The sequence below is a fragment of the Streptomyces cyaneus genome (genome assembly GCF_004028635.1).
GTDB lineage: Bacteria > Actinomycetota > Actinomycetes > Streptomycetales > Streptomycetaceae > Streptomyces > Streptomyces cyaneus.
In genome coordinates, this window is record NZ_RQJW01000007.1 from 232417 (window position 1) to 245606 (window position 13190).

The following is a 13190-nucleotide window of genomic DNA, read 5'->3' on the forward strand; positions in this document are numbered from 1 at the left end:
TATCAATCGGATTGCCCTATCCGGTTTCCGTGCCTCGTCCTCACGAAAGGATCGCCGTGCCCGGCTTCGCCATCGTCGGAGCCGGCCCCAGCTGGGCATGGGGAGGGGCGCGGCGGGGGTCCGGTGGTAGCCCCGCCGCGGCTCTGGGTGTGGGTCAGGCGCCCACGGTTGATGTCACCGAGTCCTGCAGGATGCCGAGGCCCTCGGTCAGTTCCTCGTCCGTGGAGGTCAGGGCCGGCATGAGCTTCACCACCTCGTCGTAGGAGCCCGACGTCTCGACCAGGAGACCGCGGGCGAAGGCCGCGTCAGCGACCTGCCGGGCCATGTCGGGCTCGCGGAAGGCCAGGCCCCACACCAGGCCGCGGCCGCGCGACGCCGTTATGTGCGCCGCGTGCTGATCGGCGAGGTCGTTCAGCCTCTGCTCGAACAGCAGGCCCCGTTCCTCGGTCCGCTTCTCCAGGGTGCTGTCCGCCCAGAACTCCCGCAGGGCGGCGGCTGCCGTCACGAATGCCGGGTTGTTGCCGCGGAACGTGCCGTTGTGCTCGCCCGGTTGCCATACGTCCAACTCGGTGCGGAAGAGCGTGAGGGACATCGGCAGGCCGTATCCGCTGAGGGACTTGGACAGGCAGACGATGTCCGGGGTGATCCCGGCGGCCTCGAAGCTGAAGAAGGGCCCCGTGCGGCCGCAGCCCATCTGGATGTCGTCGACGATCAGGAGGATGCCTCGGCGGCTGCACAGCTCCGCGAGGTCGGCGAGCCAGGTCCAGCCGGCCGGGTTGACGCCGCCCTCACCCTGCACGGTCTCCACGATGACGGCTGCGGGGAGATCCACGCCGCTGCTGCTGTCGGCAAGCATGCTGTCCAGCAGCTTCAGCCCGGACACCTCGCCTCCGGAGAACCCGTCGTAGGGGATGCGCAAGGTGTGTCCCAGCGCAACGCCGGCCCCGGCGCGCTTGCTCGCGTTTCCCGTGACGGCCAGTGAACCCAGCGACATGCCGTGGAAGGCACCGGTGAAGGCGACGATCGTCTGACGCCCGGTCACCTTGCGGGCGAGCTTGAGCGCGGCCTCCACGCTGTTGGTCCCGGTGGGGCCGGGGAACTGTACCCGGTAGTCCAGTCCGCGAGGGCCGAGCACCCGCGTCCCGAACTCCGTGAGGAAGTCCTCCTTGGCGGCGGTCAGCATGTCCAGGCTGTGGGTGACACCGTCCTGCTCGAGGTAATCGAGCAGCGCCCGTTTGAGGACGGGGTGGTTGTGGCCGTAGTTCAGGGCGCTGGCGCCGGCGAAGAAGTCCAGATAGACGCGGCCGTCGCGATCGAACATGCGGCTGCCGCGCCCCTGGTCGAACACCACGGGCCAGTTCCTGCAGTAGCTGCGGACTTCAGATTCGATTGTGGGGGCGATCATGAGGTCTCCTCGGAGATGGAGGGGGAGAGGGGGAGAGCGGCGGTCTGCTGGGCGTACACCGCGTGGGCGGAAAGGGCTTGGCCATCGCTCATCCACCGAGCAGGTAAGGCACGGCGAGGACCGCGATGCCGACGAGCACGAGCAGTACCGTGGCTCCGGCGCTCCGTAGGAGCGGACCGCCGCGGCGTACGGCCGCTGCGGCTGCCAGGCCGTAGCCGAGCAGTGCGGCCGCGGCCGGCCCCAGCAGCAGGAGGGGGACGGCACCGTCCCCGGCCGCGCCCGCACAGGCGAAGGCGCAGCAGGCGATGCCGACGGCCGCGATGACGGCCTTGGCGGGGCCTCGTTCGGAGGGACCCGGGTCGCCGGGGCGCAGCCGGGTGGCGATTCGGGCGGCGGTGCGCACGTTGGTGAAGCAGTACGAGGTCAGCACGGCGGCCGTCGCGATGGCGAACGCCCAGCGCAGTGGCGTGGAGAGCGAGTGCTGGGCTGCGGGTGCCTCGGCGGCCAGGCGGTGGACCGTGGCCAGGCCCAGGTAGACGACGGCCACTGCGGCCGCTCCCAGGGCCACGCCCGTGGCGGTGCGCCTCGGCCCGGCCGCGGCGGAGGGGACTACGGCGGTGACTGATTCCCATCCGACACCGGCGAAGAACAGCGCCGCGAGGGCCAGCCATTGGGCGCCGTCGGGAGAGAGTCCCGACGGTGCCAGCGGCGTGTGCGAACCCGCCGCGGGTGCGGCGGGCCAGCCCCAGGCGAAGCAGGCCAGCGCCACCGCCCCGGTGGCCCAGGGACGCAGCCGGAGCACGGCGGCCGGAAGCGACAGCGGACTGAGCGCCGCGAGCACGGCCACCACGAGTATGCCGAGGGCGAGAAGGAGACCGTCCGTCCCCGGACCTGGCGGAGAACCGTCGGCGGCCGTCAACAGACAGGTCGCGGCGAACCATGCGATGGCCGCCTGCCCGGCAGTGAAGGCGACGGCGAAGACGCCGTCCACCGCCCGTTGCGCCCACGAGCCCAGCAGGGCCCCGACGGCACCCGCCAACGAGGCCGAGCGCACCCTCGCGCGGACCAACATGGCCAGCATGAGGCTGATCGATCCACCGAGCAGGATGTGGGCCGACCAGACGAGGAGGCTGTCACCGCCCGCCAAGGCCGCGACGACGGGCGGCATGACCAGCATCCCGGCTCCCAGAACACCGCTGGAGACGTGTGCGGCGATCTGCAGCTCCGGCCTTCGCGCCCCCGTCGCCTCGCCCGCATTCGCCGTCGCCTCGCCCGTATCCGCTCCCGGTCGGCGCGGCTCGATCGCCGCGCCGGGGACAGAGGTGGCTGCCGGCTCCATTACGGAAGACGCTTCCGGAGGCTCTCTGCGATGACCTTGGCCCTGAGCGACAGCAGGCTGAACGAACCGGCGTCACCGATTCCATGGCTGGACTCGCACAGGCCGTTGAGGAAGAGCGCGGGCGTGTCGGCGCCCAGCGGCTGCACTTCGTAGTCCGGGCCGACGGCCAGGTAGCCGTGGCTGTCGAAGCTGAAGTCGTCGGCGATGCCACGCATGAGAGCGGGCACGCGCTCCTGGTGGGCAGCCGGGCCGAGATCGCGGAATCCGGTGGCCAGGACGACGAAGTCGGCCTGGTGCTCCTCGGACTCCCCGGTGTTCAGCTCCTCGACTCCGAGGTGGACGCCGTCCTCCAGCACCTTGATCTCACGCACCTGGCGGCTGCCGCTGACGAACACCTTCTGGTCGCCGTCCAGGCGCTGCTCGTAGATGAGCCGGTACAGCTCGCGCAGCACATCGCCGTCGGCCGACGAGTAGTTCGTCAGGCGCATGAACGTGTCGATGTCGTCCTTGCGCTCACGGGAGGCCCGGTAGTAGTAGTCGGTGAAGTCGGGGAAGTACCCCTCCTCGCTGAACGGGCTGGTGTCCTTCTGACGGAGCGTCAGCGAGCGTACGAGGGTGGTCACCTTGGCGCGGGGGAAGCGCCGCGCGAGGTCGAGCGTGAGTTCGACGGCGCTCTGGCTGCCCCCGATGACCGTCACGGCGCGCGGCGACTTCTCGCCCTCACCGGCCACGCCCAGCTCTTCCAGCTGCTGCAGAGCCGGCAGGTAGCGCGTCAGGTGGAAGACGCGCGGGGAGTCCACCTCGTCGAACGGTTCCGGGATGAAGGGGGCACGTCCGGTGCCGATCACCAGAGCGCGCGCCTGGTGGGTGTCTCCGGTGGAGGTGGTGACGGTGTAGATCCGACGGCCCTCGGCATCGACGTCGACGGCGACGCCGGTGACCTGCACGCCGTAGTCGACCAGTCGGCTGAAGTGGCCCGCGGCCCAGGTGACGTACCGCGCATAGTCCTTGCGCAGCGGGAACTCCATCGGGACGTTGAGGTGCTCGAGCAGGCGCCCGTTCTCGAAGAGGTAGTTGATGAAGCTGTAGCGGCTGCGCGGATTGCGCAGCGACACGAGGTCGCGCACGGGGTGGTTCTGGATGTCCGACCCGTCGAGCATCATGGCGCTCTGCCAGGACGGGCCCGGCCTGGATTCCAGGAAGTGCACGTCGAGGTCGTGGCCCTCTTCCTCGAGTGCGATGGCCAGAGCGAGGTTGGCCGGACCGAAACCTATGCCCAGCACATCGTGGCAGCGAGTCATTGTTCCCCCTTGGCGGAAAGCGGATATGAGTAGTGGATCCAGGTCGAGGGCCCCCCGGGCTGCGCGGCCCTGAGCAGGAAGCGGTCGTACAGTGCCTGCGCCGAGCGGTTGTCGGGCGCGGTCTCCCAGGTGAGTTGGGAGAAGCCCCGGTCGCCGGCCTCGCGTGCGGCCGCCTGCAGCAGCGCCGTTCCGACGCCGGCTTCCCTGCCGCCCCGGTGTTCGGGACGGACGTACAGGTCGTTGAGGAGGGCCGCGGTGGCGGCTCTGGTGGAGACGCGCACCCAGTAGAGGGTGGCGAAGCCGATCACGTGCGGCCCCTGACGGGCGGCCAGTTGGAGTCCGTGCGGGTTGTCTCCCAGCAGCTCGCCGAAGAACCGTCGGTTCACGGAGTCATCGGGCTCTCGGCCGTAGAACTTCTGGTACTCGGCGATGAGCGGCAGGGTCGCCTCGAAATTGGACGCGTCCACGCGCTCGACGAGGAGCGGTGGAGCGGCTGCGTCCGGCATGGGGCACCTCGTTGCTGTGTCGGAGGGGGTCGATTGCGGGTGTCGGTGCCGCCGGGCGGGCGGCTGTCAGACGGCGTCGGAGAAGGCGTCGGCCATGCACGCGTCCGCGATGCGGCGGCCGGCCTCCGGTGCCGTCTTGACGCCGCCGCCGTTCCAGGCCCGCACCGACCACACGTGCGGTACGCCGGTGTCCTCCAGCAGCCCGGACGCCGGCCCGCCGCCGGGTGAGCCGTAGGCGTCCGCGGCGCGGATCGTGCTGAGCGGCGCCGCTGTCGTGAGCCACGGGAAGTGGGCGGTGAGTGCGGAACGGGTGGCCTCGGCGTGCGCGGTGTCCGGCTGCGCGTCGAAGGGGGAGTCCCACACGAGGTGGGGCATGCCGATCAGCGTCCGGTCCGGGCCGACCGGCTTGGCGTACAGCCCGGTGCGCAGGTCGATGAAGGTCGCGTGGGGCGGCGCGGGAGGGCGGCGCTCGACGATGCTCACCTGGACCGAGCGCGATCGCACCGGCGAAGCCGGCCGCAGCCCGGGCACCGGGTCGGCCGCCCAGGGCCCGACCGCCGCGACCACGGCCCCCGCGCTGATCACGCCCGCGTCCGTGCGCACCGCCGGGCGCCCGCCACGTGCCTGCACTTCGAGCACGCGGACCCCGTGGTGGACGACGGCACCGTCGGCGCGTGCCTGCGTCAGCCAGTCCGCGGTGACCTCCGCCGGTGCCACCCAGCCCGCCTCCGGCTCGACGAGGGCGACGCCGCCGAGCAGGCGTATCCCCGCCGCCTCCTCCCGCCCGGCCACCACGTGCGCCGAGGCACCCAGCGCGCCGTTGATCTGCCCTGCGGCCTCCCGGAGGGCACCCCCCTGGGCGGGGTCGGCCACGGTCACGGCGCCGACGGCGTGCAGCGCAGCCCGCCCCGACGCCCAGCACCCGGGGTCCCGGTACGTGGCCAGGCTCGACAGCGCCAGTTCCACGATCGCGGGGTCGAGGTCGTAGGCGCGCACCATGCCGCCGGAGGCGCCGGTGGCCCCGGCGGCCGACTGCGGCGACTGCTCGACCACGACGACGGACACACCCCGGCGGGCGAGGTGGTGCGCGATGGAGGCGCCGGTGATCCCGGCGCCCACCACCACGACGTCCGCACGGGCGGGCAGGTCCCCGCCAGGAGGGGACGCTGTCGTGCCGACCTGGCTCACGATCGCCCGTCCGCGGCAGGGGCGGCCGCCGCCCCGAGGTCGGGCGCGGCCGACACGTACCGCGTGCCGGACGGCAGGAAGGACCAGTCGGCCTCGCGAACCGGCTGTGCGGGCAGGCCCAGCCAGTCCCAGACCCGCTGGGACAGCTCAGGGACGACCGGCCAGGCCAGCGCGGCGAACACCTTGGCCGCCAGGTACTCCAGGGCCAGGCTCGTGCGCGCCTCCTCCGCCAGTGACGGGACCCGGCGCAGCCCCTCCTCCGTCGCCCGGAACTCGGCGCAGCGTGCCACGAAGGACTCCAGCAGGCGGACGTATCCACGCGCGCTGAAGGACTCCGGGAGCAGCAGACCGTCGAGCTGCTGGGTGGTCAGGTTGAGGTAGCGGTAGAACTCGCGGTGCGCGTCCGTCCAGGCACCGGTGCCCGGCACCTGGCCGCCGGACTGCTCGGTCAGGGCCGCGAAGCCGCCCAGCCAGTCCTGAGCGTCGACGTACAGCGGGTCCTGCGCCAGCTGGCCGGCGCGCTCCTGGGTGATGCGCGTGACGCGTCCTTCGGGGGCGTTGCGCAGCAGGGCCAGGCGTACGGCGTCCGGTCCCGCCGCGGCGAGCGCGTCGTCGGCCCAGACCGCGTGGCCCCGGCTGGTGGAGAACTTCGCGTCCTCCAGGTGCAGGAACTGGTTGGTGACGAACGCGGCGGGCAGGTGCTCGGTGAGGTCGGCCGCGAAGGCCAGGATCGGCAGGAGCACCGCGTAGTAGAAGCTGTTGTCGTAGCCGAGGAAGAGCGTGATCTTCGCCGGGCCACCCTGCTCGGACTCGGCCCGGGCCGCGTCCAGGAAGGTCAGCGCGAGGTCCGTCCAGGCGTCGATGGCCTGGCCGTCCCCGACGGCGACGCCCCACTCGGTGGTTCGGGCGAGCCGGTACGGGGGCAGCCCCTCGTCGAGCAGCCGCTCCACCAGGGTCTGCAGGTCGGGCGAGGTGTAGGCGCTGCGCAGGTAGTCCCGCAGCTGGTCGGCGTAGGCGTTGAGGTCCAGCCACAGCGCCTGCTCCGGGCGGGTGACGGCCGCGGTGCCGCAGATCCGGCACTGCAGGCCGGTGAGCTCCCGGGCTTCGTTGGGCCGGCCGCAGGCCTCGCAGATCTCCCCGTCGCTGGCCGCGCCGCAGTGCGCGCAGGCCCCGCGGGCGAACGCCTGGTGCAGCGACAGGTCGCACGTCGGGCAGTACGCCGTCTCCCGCTTCTCCTCCGTGACGGCGGCCGAGGACGCCACCCGGGCGAACAACTCCCGCATCCGGTCGGCGTGTTCGGGGTCCCCGGTGGGACGGGTGAGCCGGTCGCAGCCGACGCCCGCCGCGCGCAGGGTCGCCAGGATGGCGTCGCCCTCGGCCGTGGCCACGTCGGCCGGGTCCGTACCGCGCAGTCGCGCGGCGGTGGCGACATACGACTGGTGGTCATCGGTGCCGGTCACGTACCGGGCGTCGCGGCCCATGCTGCGCAGCGCGCGCACCAGCATGTCGGCCCGGACGTACGGGCCCGCGAGGTGGCCCAGGTGCAGTCCGCCGTTGGGCGTGGGCGGGGGGCAGAAGACCAGCGTGCGCTCGGCGAGCGCGCCGCGCGGAGGGGCTTCTTCGAGGGCCTTGACGGCGCTCGGTATGTGCTCCCAGTAGATCGAGACGATGTCGAACGCCTCGTCGGACTCGTTGCGGATCTCGTGGTAGCCGAAGGGCGAGAGGTAGACGACCCCGCCGGGTTCCAGCTCACGCTCCTCGTCGCCGAGCACCACGACGGCCTTGCCGGCCAGGACGATGAACATCTCGCCGTCCTGGTGGGCGTGCCGCTTCGAGACGGTGTGCGCGGGGACACTGCCGAAGACGGACCCGAACGGCAGCCCCTCGATGTCGGTTGCGGACAGCATGGGTTGAAGGTGCATCTCATAGGACCAGCTCATCGCCGACCTGTCGAAGGCACGCGTGATCACAGAAAATCCCCGGGTGGTGTGAAGTGGATGAGGTGGCTGAGCGCGCCGGCGGTGAGGACTGCCGGCCCGCACGGACGGCCTGTTCAGGCGGTCGGGACGAGCCGTGCGGTCTTCGAGGCAGGCTCTTGTGGCGAAGCGCGACATGGACTCGGCGCGAACTCGGTCTGCGCGTACGTCATGTCGTGAGGCAAGCGGAGCGTCTTACGGGCGCGGCCCCCGAGGACGGTCAGGCGTCGGCCCCTCGTCGCTCGGCCATGCCGCGCAGCTGAGTCGGAGTGCCGTCGGGGGCGAAAGGCTGGCGGAGGGTGAACGAGACGGGAGTCGCACCGTTGTCGTGCAGGTGCTCCAGCCGGTAACAGGCGTCCGACCAGGTGGGGATGGTGTCATCGGAGACCCACCACACCGCGTAGGTGGGCCACTCGGGCTTGAGGAACCACTCGTGCCGCCTGCGCAGAGTGCTGCGATGCAGTCCTGAGTAGACGAAGGAGAACACGGACTCCAGATCGCTCCACAGCGACAGAGTGGAGGCACGGCTGTCGGTCTCGTTGGTCCGGCCGCCCGTGTAGAAGCGCGGTACGTCGAACTTGCCCCACTCCCCCCAGTCCCGCTCGAAGTTGGTTATGTGACTCTGGCCGGGGTCTTCCTTCGCCCGGGCGATGAATCCCGGGCTGCCTTCCGCCTCTTCGAACGTGGGCGGCGTCAGGTCGTCGAACTCCTGGACTTCAGGATTCCCGTACGGCTTCTTCAGGATCGCGAAAGTAGTGAACGCGACGCGCGACATCAGTCTCTGTCCTCCCCTTGTGTGTACCGTTCATGAACTCACCTCGGCCTTTTCGGTGAGTTTGGCTTCGGTGGCCGGCGGTGTTGTGCGGGTACGGCGGAGGGCCAACAGAACGCCACCGATGAGCAGTGCGATTCCGGCCAGCTCCAACGGCGGTGGCATACGGCCGTCCCACGTAAAGACATAGATCAGTCCGGAAATCACCTGGATGACGACGAGCTGCCCCGCGATGGAAATCGGCACCAATCCCGAGGAACGGTTCCAGAGCACTGTTCCGACCCATGAGACGAGGAACCCGAGAACCACACTGCCGATGAGCAGCGGGACGAACGAGTCCGCTCCGCCGATGTGCACTCCGCCGGACATGGCGGCGATCGGCAGGGCGAGCAGGGAAAGCGCCAGGTTGCACACGCCCATGAGCGTGGACCAGGTGGACGGCTGGATCTCCGGGTGCCTTCTGAGGAAGGCGGCGTTGGACACCGCGTACCACGTCCACAGGCACAGCGCCGTCAGCGCCGACGCGAGGCCGATCGCCCACGTCGTTCCGTCGTGACCGCTGAGGGCCGTGTCCCAGTCGACCTCCATGAGATTGACCAGGACCAGACCGACCGTGATGAATCCGAGGGGAATCAGCAGCCGCGAGAACGGAAACTCCTTGCGGACCCAGTTGCCCGTCACCGCAACGGTCACGGGGAGCGTTCCGATGATCACGGTGGTGATGGGCGCCCCTGTGTGCCTGATCCCCTGCACCAGGAAGAAGTAGTAGCCCACGTGGCCGGCGAAGGCGAACGCCAGGCCCGTGAACCATATTCGCCGATCAAGGCCGCGCATCCCGGCGCCGCGCGTGAAGATCACGATGCTGAGCGATACCAGTCCGAAGACGAGGTACCGCCCCAGCGCGAGTGTGACAGCGTCCGCGTCGGGGAGCAGCACCGGCATCAGAAATGCCAGACCCCAGATCAGGTTGGCGCTGACGCCGCACAGCACCCCGATGAGAAGTGACGGAGCTTGTTTCATACGCATATCACTGTTTCTTGACTCTCGCGGCACATGGGACGGGCTAGCGTTTGAGACCAGCCGCACCTCTGGACATCAGCGCACGAACGAGGTCTCTTTGGAATTCGTTCGGCATCAGCATGCGGCCACTGAGGGCCAGATACTTCTGGCTCAGTTCCTCATTGCCGCTGATGACCTGGAACATCCGCTGCCGGGACGCCTCGTTCTTCTCGACGAGGGAATCCCCGCATATGGTCTCGACATGCGGGAGGAGGACCTCTTCGAACCGCTGCCGGTATTCGGCCAGTCCGTCTGTGAGATCGGCCTTGGCCAGCGATCGGTCAGCGAATGAGCGAGCCAGCAGATCGGCCGACACCAACGCGAATCCACAACCGACGCCACTCATGGCATCCACGGACAGGGCCGCGTCTCCGACGAACGGGACCGAGCCCACCACCGGCTGACGAACCTGGCTCGGATAGTCGCTGTAGCCCAGCAGGCCCGTCTCCGGGACCGCGTCGGCCATCGAGGGCGCGTCCGGCAGGGCATCGAAGTAGTCCATGAACTGCTGGAGCCGGCCGTCCGCTCCCTGCCAACCCTCGACCCGCGACTTCTCCGCGAAGAGGACGAGCTGGGTCCTGCCCTCGACGAGCGGATAGACGCAGGCCAGGTCCCGGTCGTTCATGATGAAGATCGAGCGGTTGTCCTCTCGGGTCTTGATCCCCGAGAAGTAACCGAAAAGGGCCGCGCGTTCGTTCGGATGTTCTTCGGTCGCGTTGCCGAGCTCCTTGGCCAGCCGCGAACGACGCCCGTCCGCGGCCACCACCAGACGGGCCCGGAAGGGGTGGGATCCGGTCTCACCGCGGGTGTTGAGGATCCAGCCGGATTCGTCTTCCTCGATGCTCTCCACCGCGGTGGAGTCGATGTACTGAACGCCCTGCTTCTGCGCGGCCGTTCGGAGTGCGGGGTCGAGCACGCGCCGTTCGAGATTGAGCGCGTACGAATTCGGCGGCCCGGGGACATAGCCGCCGGGTCCCTCGACCAGACCGCCGGGCGTGACGAAGACGGCCTTGGTGGGCACGGACCAGGCAGGCTCGTAAAGGTGCGCAAGCCCGAGGTCGGCCAGGAGCGGCACCGCGTGCGGCTGGATGAAGTGGGTGCAGAGCCGTTTGTGGGACTGGTCGTTCATCGCCTTCTTGTCGAAGACGGCGACCCGATATCCCATCTGGCTGAAGCGGATTGCCGTGGCACAGCCGGCGATGCTTCCGCCCACCACCGCGACATCCAACGTCGACTCGTCGAAGTTCGGAGTACTCACAGGTTGACTACCATCTCTCTGCTCGCGCTGACTGTCTCCCTGCTGCCTAGCCGGCACACCCGCAGTCGACCTGGGCGTGGGCCTCGCATTGAGCCGCCGTCCCTTCGGTGGCGTAGCCGTCCCGCTTCCACCAGTCGAGACCGCCCATCAGCTCCTTGACCCGGAAGCCCGCGGTGGCCAGCTTGATCGCCGTCTTGGTGGAGGCGTTGCAGCCGATGCCGTCGCAGTAGGCGACGTACAGCGGTGTCTTGGAGAGACCGGCCAGCGAATCCTGAGAGATCGAGCGGTGAGGAATGCTGATCGCGCCGGGGATGTGCTCCCTCTCATAGGCCTCGCTGCTGCGGCCGTCGACAACGACCACGTCCTGGCCTTCTTCGAGGGCCGTCTTCAGATCCGCGGCGTCGGTCTCGTAGGCCAGCTTTTCCTGGTAGTAGTCCAACTGGGACCGCTGTTCACGGGACATCTCGCTGTCGCCCGGGGTCGAGTCGTCGTCTCCCATGAACCGGCCGGCTATGGCATACAGATCGCCGAGGGTGCTCGGGGTGACCAGCGAGTCCGCGTGCTCTCCCAGGTCGACGCCGCAGTCCTCCAGGAGCGTGACCAGGACGCTGATGGTCAAAAGGGAGTCCAGGCCAAGGGTGTTGAGTGGCGTGTCGTCGGGCAGTGGGTCGAGGTCCACGGGCTTGCCCGTCGCCGTCTCCAGGTATTCGGCGACCTTTTCCTTCACCGCTACAGACATGGCTATACCTTTTCCATAGGCTCGACGGCGCCATCGGCCGACAGTGCGAAATAGTTGGAGTTCGACTGCTGAGCTGCTGTGGTGAGCCGCTCGATCAGTTGTCGTTCATCGGTCTTCGCGGTCGATGGGGCTGATTCAGCAGGCGACCAGGCCATCAGGGTCGGACGCATGTAGTCGGGCAGCACGCTGCGCAGGTGCGCCTCCACGTCGGCCACCGCCTGTCGTTCCTCCGCAGCGACAACGACAGCGACCGCGTCGCGTTGGTTGCGCCGGACCACGGCTACGACCGCCCGGTCGACGCCGGAACAGCTCAGGGCGGCCCGACGGATCTCACTGAGGTGGGTACGGCGGCCCGCCAACCACGTGATCTCCTCGTCGCCGTGACGGTGGAACACGATGTTGCCGTCCTCGGCGTAGCTGCATATGTCCCCGGTCCGGAAGTAGGGCGTCCCCTCCAGATCGATGACGACACGCGCGTTTTCCTCGGGGTGGTCGAAGTAGCCGCGCATGACCTGGTCGCCGCCGACCCAGAGCTCCCCCGGCACGCCGGGCTGATGGAGTTCGGCCCCGTCCTTCATGATCTTCGCGTCCATGCCGCGCAGAGGCCGGCCGATGGGATACGCGGTCGCGCGCTCCGCATCCGCGTGCTCGACCTCGTAGGTCAGGGAGAAGATCGTGGCCTCGGGTGGGCCGAAGGCGTGGACGACACGGGTCTGCGGCAGTTGCTGCTTCCATATGTTCATGACGGCGGGGTCGCAGACCTGAGCACCCGTCATCACCGTTTCCAGGCTGGGCAGCTTGGCCCGGGTGATCTGACGCCCGTCCCCGGTGATCATGGCCAAGAGCATCGAGACCGCGATCAGATGCGTGATGCGCTCACGGCCGATCACGGCGCGCATGACGGCACCGGCGGGAAGGCTGCGGAATTGATGGACGAAGGCTCCCAGCGACAAGGGGAGCAGCGTGTCCTCGATCGAGACATCCACATTGAATGGCGACAGGCTCAGCACGCGGGATTCCGACGTGAACCGGAGCACCTGGTTGTGGTTGCCGAAATAGGCGATGAGGCCGGCGGCGCTGTTCTCCACCCCTTGCGGCTCACCAGTCGGACCGGACGCGAAAATAATGTATGCGGCCTGCTCGGGTCCATGGGCCACGGTGGAATGGGTCGCCGCCGGCCCGGAGAGGATTTTGGCCAGTTGTTCCCTGTCCAGTCGGCAGTCGACGGGAGCGATCGGGTCCCGGTCGTCCAGCGCGATCACGGCCTTCGGCTGCAGACGCGTGAGCAGTCCTCGCAGCCGGGCCGCCGGCTCAGCGGCGTCGAGTGGGACGTAGACGGCCCCGCACTTCCAGATGGCGATGGCGAGTATCGCCATGACCGCGCGTTTTTCGGTCAGGACCACCACGCGATCCCCCGCGCCGACCCCCTGCTCGGTCAGCCGGGCCGCGACCGTCTGGGCGCCCTGCTCGAGCTGGGCGAAGGTATAGCTGACATCTCCGTCGTTGATCGCGACGCGATCCGGCCATTTAAGAGCCGGAGCCACCAGCAGATCACCGAGAGCGGGGGCGGGATTTTTCTCGTCGGCAGGATCGATCGACCATGGAGGTAATGCCATCGCTTCAGCTTTGACTACCACTCTTTCTCAA

Annotated in this window: 11 protein-coding genes; all 11 read right to left on the reverse strand. The window is 69.1% G+C overall.

The features are described from left to right. Positions 1–154 precede the first annotated feature (154 nt). The 11 genes from ectB to EHO50_RS26510 all read right to left on the reverse strand — a co-directional run bounded on the left by ectB (position 155) and on the right by EHO50_RS26510 (position 13159). Positions 155–1405 (reverse strand): diaminobutyrate--2-oxoglutarate transaminase, encoded by a 1251-nt coding sequence (gene ectB / locus EHO50_RS26460; protein ID WP_128433705.1) that lies wholly within the window; start codon positions 1403–1405, stop codon positions 155–157. An 88-nt stretch (positions 1406–1493) separates the two neighbouring features. Further along, a complete protein-coding gene (locus EHO50_RS26465) occupies positions 1494–2744 on the reverse strand; it encodes an APC family permease (protein ID WP_246101456.1) in 1251 nt (416 codons plus the stop codon). Then, positions 2744–4045, reverse strand: a complete 1302-nt coding sequence (locus EHO50_RS26470; protein ID WP_128433706.1) for a lysine N(6)-hydroxylase/L-ornithine N(5)-oxygenase family protein — start codon at positions 4043–4045, stop codon at positions 2744–2746. The genes EHO50_RS26465 and EHO50_RS26470 overlap by 1 nt, the downstream gene beginning before the upstream one ends. Continuing rightward, on the reverse strand, positions 4042–4551 hold the full coding sequence (locus EHO50_RS26475; protein WP_128433707.1) for a GNAT family N-acetyltransferase: 510 nt from the start codon (positions 4549–4551) through the stop codon (positions 4042–4044). Before EHO50_RS26475 ends, EHO50_RS26470 begins: the two co-directional genes overlap by 4 nt. A 66-nt stretch (positions 4552–4617) precedes the next feature. Beyond that, positions 4618–5739: an NAD(P)/FAD-dependent oxidoreductase gene (locus EHO50_RS26480; protein ID WP_246101458.1), complete on the reverse strand. Its 1122-nt coding sequence runs from the start codon at positions 5737–5739 to the stop codon at positions 4618–4620. Beyond that, positions 5736–7646 carry a class I tRNA ligase family protein gene (locus EHO50_RS26485; RefSeq protein WP_246101459.1) on the reverse strand — a complete coding sequence of 637 codons (1911 nt, stop codon included), beginning with the start codon at positions 7644–7646 and terminating at the stop codon, positions 5736–5738. Before EHO50_RS26485 ends, EHO50_RS26480 begins: the two co-directional genes overlap by 4 nt. Before the next feature lie 289 nt (positions 7647–7935). Next, entirely contained in the window at positions 7936–8490 is a 555-nt protein-coding gene (locus EHO50_RS26490) for a DUF3291 domain-containing protein (RefSeq protein WP_128433709.1), read from the reverse strand. 30 nt (positions 8491–8520) lie between these two features. After that, the gene (locus EHO50_RS26495; RefSeq protein WP_128433710.1) at positions 8521–9573 is read right to left on the reverse strand and encodes a DMT family transporter; all 1053 of its coding nucleotides are present in this window, start codon (positions 9571–9573) and stop codon (positions 8521–8523) included. Beyond that, on the reverse strand, positions 9551–10774 hold the full coding sequence (locus EHO50_RS26500) for an NAD(P)/FAD-dependent oxidoreductase (protein WP_246101460.1): 1224 nt from the start codon (positions 10772–10774) through the stop codon (positions 9551–9553). Before EHO50_RS26500 ends, EHO50_RS26495 begins: the two co-directional genes overlap by 23 nt. Positions 10775–10850: 76 nt before the next feature. Then, complete coding sequence (locus tag EHO50_RS26505) at positions 10851–11543, reverse strand: rhodanese-like domain-containing protein (protein WP_128433711.1); 693 nt, start codon at positions 11541–11543, stop codon at positions 10851–10853. A gap of 2 nt (positions 11544–11545) precedes the next feature. Then, on the reverse strand, positions 11546–13159 hold the full coding sequence (locus tag EHO50_RS26510; protein ID WP_128433712.1) for an AMP-binding protein: 1614 nt from the start codon (positions 13157–13159) through the stop codon (positions 11546–11548). Between the last annotated feature and the right edge of the window lie 31 nt (positions 13160–13190).

Coding starts and splice junctions, on each gene's coding strand:
- EHO50_RS26505 (WP_128433711.1), bottom strand. CDS start 11,543: ATGTCTGTAGCGGTGAAGGAAAAGGTCGCCGAATACCTGGAGACGGCG.
- EHO50_RS26465 (WP_246101456.1), bottom strand. CDS start 2,744: ATGGAGCCGGCAGCCACCTCTGTCCCCGGCGCGGCGATCGAGCCGCGC.
- EHO50_RS26475 (WP_128433707.1), bottom strand. CDS start 4,551: ATGCCGGACGCAGCCGCTCCACCGCTCCTCGTCGAGCGCGTGGACGCG.
- EHO50_RS26510 (WP_128433712.1), bottom strand. CDS start 13,159: ATGGCATTACCTCCATGGTCGATCGATCCTGCCGACGAGAAAAATCCC.
- ectB (WP_128433705.1), bottom strand. CDS start 1,405: ATGATCGCCCCCACAATCGAATCTGAAGTCCGCAGCTACTGCAGGAAC.
- EHO50_RS26485 (WP_246101459.1), bottom strand. CDS start 7,646: ATGCTGTCCGCAACCGACATCGAGGGGCTGCCGTTCGGGTCCGTCTTC.
- EHO50_RS26470 (WP_128433706.1), bottom strand. CDS start 4,045: ATGACTCGCTGCCACGATGTGCTGGGCATAGGTTTCGGTCCGGCCAAC.
- EHO50_RS26490 (WP_128433709.1), bottom strand. CDS start 8,490: ATGTCGCGCGTCGCGTTCACTACTTTCGCGATCCTGAAGAAGCCGTAC.